Source organism: Pseudobacteroides sp. (assembly GCF_036567765.1).
In the GTDB taxonomy this organism is placed as follows: Bacteria; Bacillota; Clostridia; order Acetivibrionales; family DSM-2933; genus Pseudobacteroides.
On sequence record NZ_DATCTU010000081.1, the window covers coordinates 88,938 to 104,863 of the forward strand.

A 15,926-nucleotide genomic window follows, 5' to 3' on the forward strand; every position below is an offset into this window, starting at 1 on the left:
TCTACTTATTAACAAATGATACAAGCCTATTTACAGCATCCTCTCCTTTATAGACGGTTATTTCAACTTTATATAAAACATCCGAATATTGAACCTGCCCGCTTATAGCATCGTTACGGGTAAAGCTTTTGTCTCCGTTGTTTATCAAAACAAGCCTTTCATCATTATCATCTACAATATAAAAATTAACGTTTTTATCTACTGAAGGATCTATATTCACATAAAGCTCAAGCTTGTGGGTACCTTCCTCGGTAAAGCTTATTTTTATGTTGATTTCTGCGTCAGGAAAAATCCCTCCCGTTCTTTGAATGATATTTCCTTTGTAAAGTTCGTAATTATAATTAGTCACGTTTTTTTTTATAACAAGATTGTATTTTTCCGGCACTCCACCACTTGCAAGGCTGTATGCAGAGCCGTCAAGACTTACCGATGTGCTGTCCACTATAAATTCCTGGCACATTAAAATATTATTAAGATTTAAATCATACTGATCCGAACTTTCAGGAAGATCATGTCGGTTTATCTCATCTATTCTGTAATAAATCCGGTACATGTCCTCATCTTGGTACAGGGCCTCACCTTTACCCGCTCGATCCTCCAGAAGTAAAGGCCTTGCCTTGATATCATCCATTGCCCTTTGAGACATAGCAGATGAATACAGCTTGTCTTTTGATGCTATATTGTTATTTGTAGCAGATAAAAAGGTTCCTAAGAAAGGAACAACAATAACGGAAAATATACTTACAGCAACGAGCACTTCGGGGAGGGTGACTCCTCCGGCTCTTCCAAATCTCTTTATTCGCATGCTTTTAAATGGGATTTTCACTGCTCTCCCCACCTATCTGTAAGATATAATAATATTGGGCTGAATATTCTCAAACTTCACCCTGGGATTATTCTTATCCTCATTAATTACATTAACCTTAACATTCATACTGGTCTTATTTATAATATTTATAACAGCAGATGATTTGTCGCTCAGGAACTTTCTAGGTGTTGAGTCAACCAAGAGGGTTATTTCATTGCCCTCAGGAATGAATTCATGTGTATTAATATACTGATCGGGAAAAGCTTCCTGGTTGGTTTTAAACTTAAAATAATATTTACCTTTTACTCCTTCAACAAAAAGCTCTGTATTCACCTCTTTGCTGCTATCTCCATAAACGACGGGAGTGTTCCAGTTTGTCCCTGTCTGCACTGCTTTTTTTGCAGTCAGGGAAACCGTAGGGGGAGCAATATTATCTCCGTATGGCATTACCCTCATTGTAAAATCGTACTTTTTAATCTCACCTAAAGTTAAATTTTTAGTATTATCGCCAATGTTGCTGTTTTTAACTATATCCTGTTCAACATAGCCCTCATAGGGATTAAAAATATCCTGCCTTATATCTTTCTCTGAAACAGGTATATCCTTATCATCTATAATTTTCTCTCCAGCTTTACTGCTTGATATGCCTAGAAAGCTTAAATTAAGGCTAAAATTCAATTCATCATCCTTAACCTTATTTATTTGGAGTTGACTGTACAATGTTTTGTTCTTCATCTCCTCAATGTTTTTTAAAAATCCTTCTATCTGATTTATTTTACCTGTTCCCATCAGCTTTATTCCAATCTTATAGCCTTCTCCGTTTTTTATCGTTGATTTACCGTTCAAATCCAATTGAGGTGAAAGCCCTAATTCATTTATGAAATCCTGGATTTTCTTACCGTAGGCATCTAGGGGAATAGCTGCTGCAGTATCCTGGGGAGTAGGCAATATTCCCTGGTCTGCACTGGCTGCGTTGGTAACCTGCGGTATATCCCCTCCAGCATTTTTTATAGCAGAAGTTCCTGACTTTTCATCAAATTTGATACTGCTGATATTTACTCCCGATGAAGAGGCAAGTTTTTTCAATATCACAAAAACTTCATCATAATTTAAATTGGTAGGATACTTAGATTTCAGATCCTGCAATCTTTGATTCAAAAATTTTAATTCACTTTCAATGTTGTTGCTCTTTTCCTTATAAATGAGGTTGTAGGAATAAATATCCTTCTTCTCGTTAATTTCCTTTTTGATACTCGAAATAGATTTGAACTGCGGACTGAAGAAAAATTTCCAAGAGAAAAACACCAATAAAAACACACCTACAAAAGTCAGTATTTTTTTATCTTTTGCCGTAAAATTCATTTTACCACATCCTATTTCGTTACTATTTAAAGAACAGAATCATGAAATTATTTAGTCAACCTTCACAAATCCTATTTTATTAAATAATTTAGAGTCATATCGAAGTTATAGCTTACTATGGTCTCATTAGCCTCAGTGCTTAAAGCCTGGTCATTTGCTTGACTGCCGGTATTCTTGGCCTTGGCTGTACTGTTTTTTTTATTTTTAGCCGCCCCCGGCAAAGGAGTTGCAATTACTGATTTGATATTCTGTGTTGTTTGAGTCTTTTGAATTGAAGATATATAAATATTGTCAAAGAAATTATCTTTTCTAAGGCTATACAAAAATGACACTATGTCATCTTCAGATGCACTGTTTCCTATTAAAAGTATATTAACATTGCCATCATTCTTATTTGTAATACTGAAATCCGATATAAAAAGCTTCTTTGGCATGGACTGCCTGATTTTTTCAATAACTTTTATACTGCTGAAAGAATACATTGACAATTTCTCAGACTCTGTTTTAAGGTTTAAAAACCTCATATTGGCATCTGCCAGTTTATCCTGATTAACCTTATATCCGGTAGTGGTTTCTACCCCCTTTTGAATGTCTTCCAATTGGGCTTTAAGCTTTAGCTTGGTATACACCGGATATGCTACAGCTGCAATTATTGCAAAGCCCAATAAAAATGCAGAAAGAAATATCAGCTTTTTCTTTTCCTTTTTTCTTTTATTCAGATAGTAACTTTTCGGTATAAGATTTAGATCCTTCAATCTTCTTCCCACCTTTTATCCAGTCTTTCTGCGGTAGCTGCTTTGCAGCATTATAGGGTAGCTTTTACCAACCTTAATTCCAATGGCTATTTTTATTATATGGCTGTCATAACCCAATGGCTTTTCGCTTTGAACGCTAAAGTCCAGAAGAATAATGTTGTCCTCAGGTTTAAAGACAGGCTCGGCATTTCTTAATAATGTTTGATTTCCAGAAATATTAGCCAATTTGTAAACAAGATCTTCCTTTATAGGGTCATCCTTAACAATGTTAAGAGTTTTCCCGCTGTCCCCAATACTAATATCAGGATTGTCATTCATCCTGATATCCTCAACTATCCTATCCATAACTTCCCTTGCCTTTTGTGTTGCAATAAGGATATCGCTTTCCACATAGTAGTTACTGAATCCTGAATACAGAACCGTGGAGATGGGCACCATAATTACCCCTAATATGGCTATAGAAATAAGCAATTCAACTAGAGTTGCACCTTTTCTTAAATGAAGCATATATCATCACCCTTTAAAGGCAAGCCTGTTATTCCCTAACCAAGGCACCTGTCACATTTGCTAAATAAACAAATTCGGCAACAAGTTTGTCCTTGCTTTTCTTCCCTTTGTATTCCAAACTTAAAAACTTATGTAAAAACTCCACCGGAACATTAAAATAGCTTCCTATATATTTGTCTAATCCTTGGAGCTGACTACCTCCACCGCATATGTAAATCTTTTCTATTCTTCCGAAGGATGATCTTGAAATATAAAAATCAACAAGTCTGTTTATATCAATTATAAGGCTGTTAACAGCAGGCTTCATCGAATTACAGAGACTTACGCTTTCAAAGGGTTCATTTAACTCTTCATCTTCATTGAAAATTCTGCCCCTTTCGAGCTTAATCTTCTCAGCATTTTCAGAATCGACTTCCATGTTGTTTGAAATATATCTATCTATCTCTCTGCTGCCCATAAGCAAAATTCTGTTAAACATAAGCTTGCCTTTATGATAAATATACACGCCTGTTGTATCCGCCCCAATATCTAAAACAACAAACTCCTCTATTCCTTTATCAGTAAAACAAGCTGCTTTTGTATTATCAATTCCAAACAACAGCTTTGTTATGGAATTTGCAGGAATATCAATAGCTTCCATATCCATGTTTAATTTTTCGGCTATTTTCATATACTCATCAGCCTGCTTTAAAGGAACTGCAACCAGTAATACCCTGCACATATTATCACTGTTTGCAGAACTTTCATCAAGCACACGGAAATCCATGACATAGTTGTCCAAGTCTACAGGAAAGTATTGCTGTGCATCGTATTTTAGTATGTTATCTATTTCCTCGTCCGTTGACTTAGGCAACTGCACCTCCCTTGTTATAACACCTGTTCCTGAAATATTCATAATAAGTTTACCGGCTTTAATCCGGTTCCTTTTGATTATTTCCTTAATGGTTGATGCAACTGCTTCTATATCGGTTATTTTCCCATCATTAATCATGTTATCAGGAGATTTGACAATATCATACTCCAGAACGGTTATGGCCTGCTTACCATAACAGCCCCATACAGCTTTAATGTTTTTATTACCTATATCAACTGCAAGAAAAGTTTTCTTTAACATAATCTCACACGACCTTTGGCCTATGATTATTTTCAATAAAACAGCTTAATAATTTCCCCTCCGAACAGCAAAGTAATATAAGTCCCAACAGAAATAAAGCTTCCAAAAGCAATATTCCCTTTTTTATCTTCTCTTTTAAGTACTGCACCAATCAAAACTGCAAGGGCACTTATTACAAAAGATATGAGAAGTGCAACAATGCCCATTTTCCAACCGATATAACCGCCTATGACGGCAAAAAGCTTTATATCACCGAATCCAAACGCTTCCTTCTTCAATAGTCCCATGCATATCAATGATACAATCAGCAAAAACCCTGACCCTGATACCATACCAACGATAGGATTCCACCAATTACCATCTCCATAAATATCCAAAGGCCTGAAGAAGTTATATACTATAACCGCTACACTCCCCAAAAACCCTATTATAACCAAGCTGTTGGGTATCTTCCTGTGTTTTAAATCTATAAAGAATACAACAATAAGTATGGACATCAGGAAAGCTGCTGCAAAAAATTCTATATATTGCCCGCTCTGACCATACTTATAAAACAAAGGTAAATAAATGATTGCTGTGAGGAGTTCCATCATCAGATACTTAATAGGTATCTTAACCTTGCAGTACCTGCACTTTCCTCTTAGAAACAAATAGCTAAACAGGGGTACAAGGTCGAACACAGTCAACCTTGTACCGCATTTTGGGCAATGTGACGGTGGTTTTACTACAGACTCCCCTAATGGCATCCGATAAATGCACACATTTAAGAACGAGCCTATAATTAAACCGTAAGTAAACACAAGAATGTAATAATATACTGTCATAATTTTGTCATACGTCCTCTCTATTGAGTCTTATCGATGGTAAATTCAACCGATGATATACTTAAATTTGTTAATTTAACATAATTTGATCAGCACTTTCTGTGATACTTGCTCCTTGCGTCACCCAAATCGATTTACCATCCGAACTCTTATTTAAAATCCATTTTGTATTAGTTGTGTGATTAGGTGTAGGAATTGTTTGAATTTCAACCTTGATAGCATTCAATATATCTGTTTTGTTTGTATTTAAAGCACCGGTTAGGTTAATCTTTCCGCTTGCAGCAAGTCTTTTTACGCAACTATCTATAGTTGCTAAATTTGCAGAATCTGCTTTAGTCTGTGCATCTGAAAGGTATCCCATTATTGAAGGTGTAACTACCGCTGCCAGTACGCCCAAAATAGCCACAACTACTATTAATTCCGTTAATGTAAAGCCTTTTCTGTTTCTAATGAGTTTTTTAATCATATTAACATCCTCCTTGAATTTATATGAAAAGTATTGAGAAATGAAATTCCAGCAACACTTTTCATGTAGTTAAGTTCCACCTGCTTACCCTAGATTTTTGTACATCCCAAAAACAGGCATGATCATTGAGATTACAATAAACCCCACTACTAACGCAAGTACCAGTATCATAACTGGTTCAATCAAGGAAATTAACTGGCTTATGGATGTATCCAACTCTTCATCGTAAAAATCTGCAACTTTTCCTACGATATCGTCCAAAGAACCGGCTTCTTCACCAATGCTGATCATCTGGGTTACCATTACCGGAAATATTCCAATACCTTCAAGTGGACTTGCCAGGTTTGATCCTCTTTTTATCTCTTCTCTAACTTTGACTAATCCATCAGATACAATCTGATTGTTAACTACCTTATCAACTACTTCCAGTGCCTGTATCAGCGGGACGCCAGTTTCAAGGAGAAGGCTCAATGCTCTGGCAAACCTTGATGCAAGTATCTTTCTGTAGTTCTTTCCGACCTTGGGTGTTTTGAGAATTATTGTACTGATTATCAACCTCCCTTTTATTGACTTTCTAAACTTTGAGAATAAATAAATCGATACCGCAATAAATGATGCTGCACCTATTAAAAACCATATATTTGTAACTGTATGGCTTATACCTAGCAAAATTTTTGTGGGCAGCGGAAGCCCTGTTCCCATAGACGAGAACATGCTCATAAACTTGGGAACCACAAATGCCAACATGAAAATAACAACTGCTACTGCAATACACCCTATAATCATGGGATACATCATGGCTGTTTTTATTTTTTGTCTGATTCTGTTTTCCTTTACAAAGTGTAGTGCAAGCCTGTCCAAAACCAGATCAAGGGTACCGCTTACCTCACCCACTTCAATCATGCTTATAAGAATGATTGGTAATGTATCAGAGTGTAAATTCAGAGCTTCAGACAATGAATTGCCTTTTTGAACATCATCATAAACATCGTTTATGAGTTGTGCCAACCTGGGATTTTCTGTTTGCCGTCTCAAAAGATCCAACGATCCCACTACCGAAACACCTGCATTAATCATTGTATAAAACTGCCTGCAGAAAATAGCAAAATCATTGGACGCTATCTTTTTCCTGGATTTAAGAGTGTTTCCCTTTTTGACTGAACTGACCTCTTTTATGTCCATTGGAAACAATCCCTTATTTCTTAAAAAAGTGGCTACATTATCAACATCATTTGCATCAAATTTGCCTGTTACAATGGCACCTGCCGATGTTTTGGCCGTATAAGCAAATGAAGCCAATTTACTCCCTCCCTGTTGTCTGGCGTATTTGAATCACTCAAATAACAAATATATTATATTTTTATATAAGAAATAAAACAATAAAAATTTATGAAAACTAACAAGAGCTGTGTTTGAGATATTTTGATTAAAGAATAGAAAGAAGCAAAGTACTTCTTCATATCCATTTTATCACATCATCCTTAATTTATCAATAGATTTGTTAAAAGCTAGCTAGCCTTAATATATTTTCCTGATCAGCAGCATATGCCATTGCATCGTCGTAGCTTATAATATTTCTCTTCTGCAAGCTTATAAGGCTATTGTCCATAGTCTGCATACCAAACTTGGCACCGGTCTGGATTATTGAATTTATCTGATGGGTCTTGCCTTCTCTAATGAGATTCCTTATAGCCGGGTTTGGTATCATTATTTCCAGTGCAGCTACTCTTCCATTCTTGTCCCTTCTGGCTAATAGCTGCTGTGACACTACACCCTGCAAAATGGTAGAAAGCTGCACCTTTATCTGCTGCTGCTGGTAAGGAGGAAACACGTCAATTATTCTATCAATGGTATTTGCTGCTCCTATGGTATGTAGCGTTGAAAATACAAGGTGGCCTGTTTCAGCTGCTGTTATGGCAATAGAGATGGTTTCCATGTCCCTCATCTCCCCTACCAGTATTACATCAGGGTCTTCTCTTAATGCAGCTCTTAATGCATTGGCATACGAATTTGAGTCATGCCCTATTTCTCTTTGGTTGACAATGGACATTTTATGCTTATGTAAATATTCAATAGGATCCTCAAGTGTCAATATGTGACAATCCCGTTCCTCATTAATTTTATTAATGATGGCTGCCAAGGTTGTTGATTTACCGCTTCCCGTAGGACCTGTCACCAATACCAGCCCTTTGGTTTTTTTGGAAAATTCCTTTACGACATCAGGCAGGCCCAACTCTTCAAATGTAGGAATCTTTATGTTTACAGGTCTTATGGCAATGCAGCAGGCTCCTCTCTGTTTAAATATGTTCACCCTGAACCGACCAACGCTCTGCAGTGAATAGGATAGATCTATCTCACCCTTGGTCTCGAATTCAGCCATTTTATCTCCATTTAGCATCTTCTTTGTATAGGCCTCTGTGTGGTCGGAGGTTACCGGGATATCACCCAGCCTTACCAAGTGTCCGTTTTTTCTTATTGTCGGGGGAATCCCCACAGTAATATGAATATCCGAAGCACCTTGTTCAATAGCCCTGTACAATAACTCATCAAGTTCCATAATAGTCCTCCTGATCATAGATTTTTTGAATTAAAATTTTTATTAGAATCAAAACTTTTCAACATTCCTAATCATTTGAATGGGCAATCCTGATCATTTCACTTATTGTCGTTGAACCTTCAAGAACATACCTTTTTACGTTTTCCCTCAGGGTTACCATGCCTGTCTTTACTAATTCACTTCGCAGTTCATCTTCCGAACATCCTCTATTTATAAGCTCTCTGTGGTTTTTATTGAGAGTCATAATTTCATAGACCCCTATTCTTCCCTTATATCCGGTTTTATTACAAACGGTACATCCCCTGCCTTCATATAAGAGAACTTCCTGAGAAGGTTTCATTCCCAATATTTCCAGTTCCTCCTCCTTTGCGGGGAAGCTATGGGAACAGTTGGGACATATCTTTTTAACCAAACGTTGTGCTATAACACCAACAATTGAAGACGCGACCATGAAGGGTTCTATTCCCATGTCTATGAGTCTTAAAACAGTTCCAGGTGCATCATTTGTATGAATGGTACTTAACACAAGATGTCCTGTTATGGCCGCTCTTACGGCTATTTCAGCGGTTTCACCGTCCCTTATTTCTCCTATCATAATGATATTAGGGTCCTGTCTTAATATGGACCTTAGTCCGACAGCAAAGGTAAACCCTGATTTGGGATTAACCTGTACGTGATTCACCCCGTCAATTATACATTCTACCGGGTCTTCTACCGTTACAATATTCAATGTTGGCTTATTGATTGCACTTATGGCACTGTAAAGTGTTGTAGTTTTTCCGCTGCCTGTAGGTCCTGCAACCAGAATAATACCATGAGGATTCCTCAATATATTATCGAACTTCTTAAGGTCCTCACTGCTAAATCCTAAAGCTTCTTTTGTAACTACGAAGGCTTTTTTGTTAGCTACCCTGATAACAATTTTTTCACCATAAACCGTTGGCAGTACCGATACTCTGAGGTCATATTCACTACCATTTACCATAACGGAAAATCTTCCGTCCTGAGGCAGTCTCTTTTCTGCAATATTCATTCCCGAAATAATTTTCATGCGGGTAACTACAGAGGGCATTATTTCTATCTCTGGCCGCATTGCTTCCTGGAGCTGCCCGTCAACCCTGAATCTTATTTTTATGTAACGTTCGAAGGGCTCTATATGTATATCACTGGCATTATTGTTTATAGCCTGCTCAATAATTGAGTTTAATAGTTTAACCGCAGGAGAATTGTTTATTTCATCTGAAGCCTGATCATCCGATTCATTTCCTATTTTAACTGTTCCATGCTCTTTTCTGAACTCTTCAACCGCTTGCATGGCTTTTTGAGCTGAATAATATTTCTCAATCGCATTATTTATATCTTTTAGCGTTGCTATAACAGGCTGTACATCCATACCGGAAAATATTTTGATATCGTCAATTGCAAAAACGTTTAGGGGGTCACTCATCGCAACAGTCAGAACCCCGTTTGTTTTTTGAATAGGAATAAGCCCATATCTCCTAGCAAGATTTTCAGAAATTAGCAAACAAGCCGAAGAGTCGATGTTATACTTTTCAAGGTCTACATGGGGAATCCCAAGCTGGAACTCCAAAACTTGAATTATATCCTGTTGGGTGACAAAATTCTGGTTCAAAAGAACCTGCCCCAGCTTCTCGCCACTGCGTTTCTGGATCTCAAGTGCCTTATCGAGTTGTTCCTTTGAAATTAATCCAACCTCAAGAAGTAAATCTCCAAGCCTTTTTCTATTCTGCTTGTTCATAGGCCCCTCCAACCAAACATATCCCCCGCTTTTATACAAAATTACGAAGTAATTTTGCAACCTTAGTCGTTGTCGTGAGAAATTGTGGTGTGAATACACCGTAATTTCTCACGATCTCGGGTTTATACTTTAAGAGAATTTTATATATCACTCTATTTTTATCGGATTGTAACAGAAAAAACATAAGAGCACAAAATGTGATTTTTGAAATGAAGCCAAACAAATATGATGCAAAAAGAACTTACATTACTCACTTTTGAATTATTTCCTTAAACTTAGTGTAAAACTTGGCAATTTCATCTTCTGACAATTTAATATCCATCCACTTTTCATAGGCGTATATGCCTTGATAGAAGAGCATTCCAAGCCCATTGACAGCCTTGCTCCCTTTCTCCTCTGCAGACTTCAAAAGCTCGGTTTTTTCAGGATTATAAATTATATCATAAACCGTATGTTTATCATTTAACAAGCTGTAAGCCTCAATAGGGCTTTTATCAGTCTTCGGGTACATTCCTACCGATGTAGTATTAATAACTATCTCACAGCCCATAACAGCATTTTCAACGTCTATATGTTCCATACCTGCGAAGGCACAGCAGTTTGCTATTTTTTCATTAATATAACAAGAAAGTTCCTTTGCTCTGTCAACGGTCCTATTAAGTATTATCATGCTTCTTACGCCTTCTATAGCAGCTTTGACTGCTATGGCTTTTGCAGCACCCCCTGCACCTATTATAACAGCACTCTTGTTTAAAAATGAATTTCCCGTTTCCTCTCTAAAAGACCTCAAAAATCCGTCTCCGTCTGTGTTATATCCCCACAATTTACCACCAATATTTTTTACTGCGTTTACAGCACCAATAAGTGCTGCTTCCTCTGAAACACCATCCAAATACTGCATCACATTATTTTTATGGGGTACGGTAACATTAAATCCAACAACATCAAGGGACCTAAGGCCATTAACTGCATGGGACAAATTATCAGGCGAAACCTTAAAAGGCACATATACAGCATTTATGTTCTTGCAGGTACTTATATAATTATGTAGAACAGGAGATTTTGAATGTTCTACAGGATCTCCGATTATGCCTAATATTTTTGTGTACCCATCTATTGTTAATTCCATAATAGTTTACCCCCCTGTTTTTTTATCGCGACTACATGAAAAGTAATCTTTTACATTTGTCATTTAACATGTTTCTTTGCTCCTACTGCCGAATGTCTTATTGCACTTCTTTCCTTCCACCTGTTTCTTCTCTGTTTGCTTTTGTCATTTGAAACCAGTTTGCTATGTCTTGACAAAACAAATCTTTCCACATGCCTTTTTAATCTTACAAAAAGTATCTCCCTTTTATCTATGGGCTTAACAAGAATCGTATACATATTTATCCTGTTACCTCCGTAAATATCGGTAAAGATCTGGTCTCCCACGGCTGCTATCTTGTTGGATTCTATGCCTAATAGTGTTGCGGCTCTCATAAATGACCTGGGAGATGGTTTATAAGCCCTGTGAATAGCCGGTATATCCAACCCTGAAATAAACACCGATACCCTTTCTCTAGATGCATTAGATACGATGCATGGGAAAAATCCCTTATCTTTTACTTCCTGAATCCATTTCTTTATTTCCACGCTTGCATTCTTGGTAAACATTGCAACCAATGTATTGTCAATATCAAGTGCAATCCCTTTAATGCCCCTTTTCTTTAAGTCCTCCAAATCAATATCCTGCACCCTGTCTACTATTACATCAGGGAAAAATTTCTCCAGCATTTTATCCTCCAAAATTAAGAATTAAAGTAAGTGCAATATCAAATAATACTATTTCTAAATAATAACAAACAAATTTAACTATATCAATATTTTTTGCAGTTTGGCCAATAATATAAATAATAAAATCATTAATATCTTAAAAGGTCTGGATTTTTCAAATAAAAAGTGTCATAATAATTTATGTGTTTGACCATATTATTTCTATTTTAAAAGTGATAAATCTATTACACTAGTGAGATCAAACCGAAAGATCAGATTTTTAAATATAATAACCACTTTAATAATCTTATTTTAGAGTATGTGGGAAGGGAGTTAAAATTATGATTGACCAGATTAAAATTGAAAAAAGCAATTCTCCAAAAAATAAACCCGCTCAAAACAACCTCGGGTTCGGAAACCACTTTACAGATCATATGTTTATAATGGACTATACTGAAGGAAAAGGCTGGCATGACCCTCGGATTTTACCATATGGACCTTTGGAGCTTGATCCTGCAACCATGGTTCTTCATTATGGACAAGCAATCTTCGAAGGCTTAAAGGCATATAAAGCAGAAGACGGAAGAATATTACTCTTCAGGCCTCATAAAAACATGGAAAGGGTTAACATATCCAACGACAGGCTATGTATTCCTCCAATTGATATCGATTTTTGCGTTGAAGCACTCAAAGTGCTTATAAATTTGGAAAAGGACTGGATACCTTCTGAAGATGGCACTTCGCTCTATATAAGGCCCTTTATAATTTCTACAGATCCATTCCTCGGTGTGAGACCTTCCTTGACTTATAAATATATAGTAATCCTGTCTCCTGTTGGAGCTTACTATCCTGAAGGAATAAATCCAGTTAAAATATATGTAGAGAGCAACTATGTAAGAGCCGTAAAAGGTGGTATCGGTTATGCCAAGACTCCCGGCAACTACGCATCAAGCCTTAAAGCACAAATGGAAGCTAAAAAGAAAGGATTTACACAGGTTCTATGGTTGGATGGTGTTGAAAAGAAATACATCGAAGAAGTTGGCACAATGAATGTATTCTTCAAGATAAACGGTGAGGTTATAACTCCTGCATTAGAAGGCAGCATTTTGGCAGGTATAACGAGGGACTCTACAATTGAGCTTCTTAAGTCATGGGGAATTAAAGTAACTGAAAGGAAAATATCTATCCAGGAGTTATACGATGCACACGCCAACGGCTCTCTTGAAGAAGCTTTTGGTACAGGTACGGCTGCAGTTATATCTCCTATTGGTGAATTTAACTGGAATGAGAAGATAATAACTGTGAATGAAGGTAAAATCGGTGATCTTTCTTCAAGAATATATACAACCATAACAGGCATTCAAAAGGGAGAGTTAGAAGATACTTTAGGCTGGACCACAGAAGTAAAATAAGAAATCCTTGAACAGATCAATATGTTTTTATAAACATTTTTAGCGGATGTCATATAGATCATCCGCTAAATTATTGTAAGAAAGAATTACTGCTAAGAAATGGATTATTTTCCTATACGTCATGAGGTGCAACTCCATACAGACTGCATAAATCCTGATAAATTTTGTTTTCCTTATTTTTCTCTTCCTTGGTAAATTTATTAATTATTTCATTAAACTGTGGTGTCAGATTGATAAATCTTGTCCCATATTCAAATTTTTGATCATGGTGTCTCTTACTTCTTACAATCAAAGTATAGAAGTCAATTCTCCTAGACTCGCTAATAAAAAAAGATAATTTAACATTGCTTCCTACCCTCAGGTTTTCCCTGCATATTAGACCTGTACCTGACTCACTAAGGTTAATAAGATAGCATGAAAACTTCTCGTCAAGCTCTGATGTACCCATACATAAAAAACCTGCATTATGCCTTGAGGACCCTCTTTTATTCTTCCATATGTCCGCTTTTATTATTTTTAATGATTTGGTTGATAGAAAGTCACATTTCATAGACTCTATCGTGCAAAGCAAGTTTATGTCGTAGGTTTCAACGGCAAATCTGCACCTTATATTGTCCCCAGGAAGCAAAGCAGGTATCCCGTCATCCTCAATAAATGGGACTTTCAGAATACCATTGGAATTATCCAGAACCAAACTAACATTCCATTTGTTTGAACCATGGAATTGGGTTTTAATAAAGGCCCCTCTCTTCATTACATTGACAATTCTAGCTTTATCCACTGATATACCACCGTTTTTATTATATAATTCCTCGATTTCATTGAGAATTTGTGTCTTTGCTAAAGATTCCACAGTCATAGCGTTAACCTCCATAATTGATAGACGTTACATATTATATCGGCAGGTTTTCTATAAATCTTCAAGGGGAATTTAAGCTAAGTGTAATTAAAAGTGTGACCCTTTTTCTTACACTATATTAAAGCGATAAATATATTGCATTTGTCTGCTTCAAACTAATTAGATAACCTTTCTAAGACAGTTTCCTTATATTTGTTTCTGCTACTTTCAAGTGCAGCACCGGACTTGTTTTTTAGATATTTATCAAAAAAATCTAGTGTACAGGAATTAGTTATTTCTATAGCTTTCTCAGGATCTATATCTCCCGTTAATCCTAATATCTTTGCAACAAGTGGAAAGTATAGTCCGGTATCTGAAAAATTCATATGCTTTGTACCTTTTATAGTAATTAAAAGTCCATTTCTAGCAATTGTATTCTTTAGGTCTACGTAGAGCTTTCTTTTCAATATTGTATCTTCATTGAAAACTTCTTCGCTTACCTTTTCTTTTTCAAGGTATTTTTTATAGCTTAAGTCAATATCCTTGTATAAAGGAAGCTTGCTATCCTTTATTGTATCTGTATGTTCGGGTGTTACTATCATCAAAAATGGTGCATTTACTTTTGAACTGCCGGGTAAAAAAGCGGTAGTGCCGTCAATATCAATGCCAGCTTTAACACGTTTATCCGTAAAACATAGATTGTATGATGCAGACCCTCCAAAAGAGTGACCGAACACTCCGATTTTATTCGTGTCGATTCTGTCCTTAAAGATGTTATCTTTTTTGCCAAGACCTATTTGCTCAAATTTGTTGATTATAAACCGCATATCTTCGGACACAATATTACAATAATCTATCATAGCTGAAGTATTAAAATATTTATATCCTAGTTTGAATAAGGTAACATGGCGGTCTGGAAATACAGTCGCAAAAGTGAAATACGTATGATCAATGGCAGCAACGATATATCCCTGACTGGCTAGGTTCTCAAGGAATGAATTGTAAATTTTCTTTGAGGCACTCATCCCATGCGAAAATATTACCAATGGATATTTTTCCTGCCTGGTAGAAACAGCAATACAGCAATATTTCCCTTTGAATGACTTTTAACAAGTGATAAATGACTAAAGCTGAAAGAGGGGAAACTAATTTGCTTGACCATTTCAGGACCTAGAATATTAATATCCGTATATATTTTTCATATTCTTTTGTGTCATCTTTTTCGCTAGGATAAAAGACCTTCACCATAAGCTCACGTTTCTCAGTTTTATCATTTGATAAAGGATCTACTCTGTTATTACCAACAAAATGCATTGTCATTGTTCCGATAGGAAAATCTCCAGTAGGCTTTGGAAGCTTGAAAACAGGCAAAATATATGCCAATTATCCTGTTACTTTTAATATAATCATAGCAGTGCTTTTAATGATAATTCTTCCAACTTTAGGAACTCTCATTGTATCTTTCTTGTTATACAGTTTTAGTGCCGCTAATAGAACGAAAGCAAATAAAAGTATATAAGTAAATGTCATCTGATAACGGATTCCTTCAAAGCAGAGATGAAGAATGAGGAAAATAATATTTAGTCCTACTAATGCATATTGGATTGATATCTTTGTCTTTTTTGAAATAATTATTATAAGAACCATATTTACTATAATCTGAAGCATCTCAAATAGTCTCATTTGTATCCCCCTAAATTTTGCCTGGTTAATTGAGTCGTTATAATATGATACAATTAAATACAAAAATGCTATAGCATATTTTACCA

General features: G+C 36.1%; 17 protein-coding genes. 1 reads left to right on the forward strand and 16 read right to left on the reverse strand.

The window, feature by feature from the left end; translation table 11 throughout:
- Position 1: 1 nt before the first annotated feature.
- The 12 genes from VIO64_RS12135 to VIO64_RS12190 form a co-directional block, all read right to left on the reverse strand.
- Positions 2 to 826: a prepilin-type N-terminal cleavage/methylation domain-containing protein gene (locus VIO64_RS12135; RefSeq protein ID WP_331918521.1), complete on the reverse strand. Its 825-nt coding sequence runs from the start codon at positions 824 to 826 to the stop codon at positions 2 to 4.
- Positions 827 to 838: 12 nt separating this feature from the next.
- Positions 839 to 2,170: a hypothetical protein gene (locus VIO64_RS12140; RefSeq protein WP_331918523.1), complete on the reverse strand. Its 1,332-nt coding sequence runs from the start codon at positions 2,168 to 2,170 to the stop codon at positions 839 to 841.
- 71 nt (positions 2,171 to 2,241) lie between these two features.
- Complete coding sequence (locus tag VIO64_RS12145; protein ID WP_331918525.1) at positions 2,242 to 2,925, reverse strand: PilN domain-containing protein; 684 nt, start codon at positions 2,923 to 2,925, stop codon at positions 2,242 to 2,244.
- A 15-nt stretch (positions 2,926 to 2,940) separates the two neighbouring features.
- Positions 2,941 to 3,432 (reverse strand): PilW family protein, encoded by a 492-nt coding sequence (locus tag VIO64_RS12150; protein ID WP_331918527.1) that lies wholly within the window; start codon positions 3,430 to 3,432, stop codon positions 2,941 to 2,943.
- 28 nt (positions 3,433 to 3,460) lie between these two features.
- Positions 3,461 to 4,546 carry a type IV pilus assembly protein PilM gene (gene pilM, locus VIO64_RS12155; RefSeq protein ID WP_331918529.1) on the reverse strand — a complete coding sequence of 362 codons (1,086 nt, stop codon included), beginning with the start codon at positions 4,544 to 4,546 and terminating at the stop codon, positions 3,461 to 3,463.
- A gap of 32 nt (positions 4,547 to 4,578) precedes the next feature.
- Complete coding sequence (locus tag VIO64_RS12160) at positions 4,579 to 5,370, reverse strand: prepilin peptidase (protein ID WP_331918531.1); 792 nt, start codon at positions 5,368 to 5,370, stop codon at positions 4,579 to 4,581.
- A 70-nt stretch (positions 5,371 to 5,440) separates the two neighbouring features.
- A complete protein-coding gene (locus VIO64_RS12165) occupies positions 5,441 to 5,836 on the reverse strand; it encodes a type II secretion system protein (protein ID WP_331918533.1) in 396 nt (131 codons plus the stop codon).
- An 84-nt stretch (positions 5,837 to 5,920) separates the two neighbouring features.
- Positions 5,921 to 7,135 (reverse strand): type II secretion system F family protein, encoded by a 1,215-nt coding sequence (locus VIO64_RS12170; protein WP_331918535.1) that lies wholly within the window; start codon positions 7,133 to 7,135, stop codon positions 5,921 to 5,923.
- Positions 7,136 to 7,337: 202 nt separating this feature from the next.
- On the reverse strand, positions 7,338 to 8,396 hold the full coding sequence (locus tag VIO64_RS12175) for a type IV pilus twitching motility protein PilT (protein ID WP_331918696.1): 1,059 nt from the start codon (positions 8,394 to 8,396) through the stop codon (positions 7,338 to 7,340).
- A gap of 64 nt (positions 8,397 to 8,460) precedes the next feature.
- On the reverse strand, positions 8,461 to 10,152 hold the full coding sequence (locus tag VIO64_RS12180; protein WP_331918537.1) for a GspE/PulE family protein: 1,692 nt from the start codon (positions 10,150 to 10,152) through the stop codon (positions 8,461 to 8,463).
- Between the two features lie 250 nt (positions 10,153 to 10,402).
- Positions 10,403 to 11,281 carry a shikimate dehydrogenase gene (gene aroE / locus VIO64_RS12185; protein WP_331918539.1) on the reverse strand — a complete coding sequence of 293 codons (879 nt, stop codon included), beginning with the start codon at positions 11,279 to 11,281 and terminating at the stop codon, positions 10,403 to 10,405.
- Positions 11,282 to 11,340: 59 nt separating this feature from the next.
- A complete protein-coding gene (locus VIO64_RS12190; RefSeq protein ID WP_331918541.1) occupies positions 11,341 to 11,928 on the reverse strand; it encodes a YqeG family HAD IIIA-type phosphatase in 588 nt (195 codons plus the stop codon).
- Between the two features lie 320 nt (positions 11,929 to 12,248).
- Here VIO64_RS12190 and VIO64_RS12195 point away from each other — a divergent pair, with 320 nt between their 5' ends.
- Positions 12,249 to 13,319: a branched-chain amino acid aminotransferase gene (locus VIO64_RS12195; protein WP_331918543.1), complete on the forward strand. Its 1,071-nt coding sequence runs from the start codon at positions 12,249 to 12,251 to the stop codon at positions 13,317 to 13,319.
- 112 nt (positions 13,320 to 13,431) lie between these two features.
- Here the strand turns inward: VIO64_RS12195 and VIO64_RS12200 are convergent, their stop codons facing one another.
- The 4 genes from VIO64_RS12200 to VIO64_RS12215 all read right to left on the reverse strand — a co-directional run bounded on the left by VIO64_RS12200 (position 13,432) and on the right by VIO64_RS12215 (position 15,840).
- Positions 13,432 to 14,178, reverse strand: a complete 747-nt coding sequence (locus tag VIO64_RS12200) for a PilZ domain-containing protein (RefSeq protein ID WP_331918545.1) — start codon at positions 14,176 to 14,178, stop codon at positions 13,432 to 13,434.
- Positions 14,179 to 14,333: 155 nt separating this feature from the next.
- On the reverse strand, positions 14,334 to 15,236 hold the full coding sequence (locus VIO64_RS12205; RefSeq protein WP_331918698.1) for a hypothetical protein: 903 nt from the start codon (positions 15,234 to 15,236) through the stop codon (positions 14,334 to 14,336).
- Positions 15,237 to 15,327: 91 nt separating this feature from the next.
- Entirely contained in the window at positions 15,328 to 15,540 is a 213-nt protein-coding gene (locus tag VIO64_RS12210; RefSeq protein WP_331918547.1) for a hypothetical protein, read from the reverse strand.
- On the reverse strand, positions 15,541 to 15,840 hold the full coding sequence (locus VIO64_RS12215) for a hypothetical protein (RefSeq protein ID WP_331918549.1): 300 nt from the start codon (positions 15,838 to 15,840) through the stop codon (positions 15,541 to 15,543).
- Positions 15,841 to 15,926: the final 86 nt, after the last annotated feature.

Coding starts and splice junctions, on each gene's coding strand:
- VIO64_RS12195 (WP_331918543.1), top strand. CDS start 12,249: ATGATTGACCAGATTAAAATTGAAAAAAGCAATTCTCCAAAAAATAAA.
- VIO64_RS12160 (WP_331918531.1), bottom strand. CDS start 5,370: ATGACAGTATATTATTACATTCTTGTGTTTACTTACGGTTTAATTATA.
- VIO64_RS12140 (WP_331918523.1), bottom strand. CDS start 2,170: ATGAATTTTACGGCAAAAGATAAAAAAATACTGACTTTTGTAGGTGTG.
- VIO64_RS12215 (WP_331918549.1), bottom strand. CDS start 15,840: ATGAGACTATTTGAGATGCTTCAGATTATAGTAAATATGGTTCTTATA.
- VIO64_RS12190 (WP_331918541.1), bottom strand. CDS start 11,928: ATGCTGGAGAAATTTTTCCCTGATGTAATAGTAGACAGGGTGCAGGAT.
- pilM (WP_331918529.1), bottom strand. CDS start 4,546: ATGTTAAAGAAAACTTTTCTTGCAGTTGATATAGGTAATAAAAACATT.
- VIO64_RS12150 (WP_331918527.1), bottom strand. CDS start 3,432: ATGCTTCATTTAAGAAAAGGTGCAACTCTAGTTGAATTGCTTATTTCT.
- VIO64_RS12180 (WP_331918537.1), bottom strand. CDS start 10,152: ATGAACAAGCAGAATAGAAAAAGGCTTGGAGATTTACTTCTTGAGGTT.
- VIO64_RS12200 (WP_331918545.1), bottom strand. CDS start 14,178: ATGACTGTGGAATCTTTAGCAAAGACACAAATTCTCAATGAAATCGAG.
- VIO64_RS12165 (WP_331918533.1), bottom strand. CDS start 5,836: ATGATTAAAAAACTCATTAGAAACAGAAAAGGCTTTACATTAACGGAA.
- aroE (WP_331918539.1), bottom strand. CDS start 11,281: ATGGAATTAACAATAGATGGGTACACAAAAATATTAGGCATAATCGGA.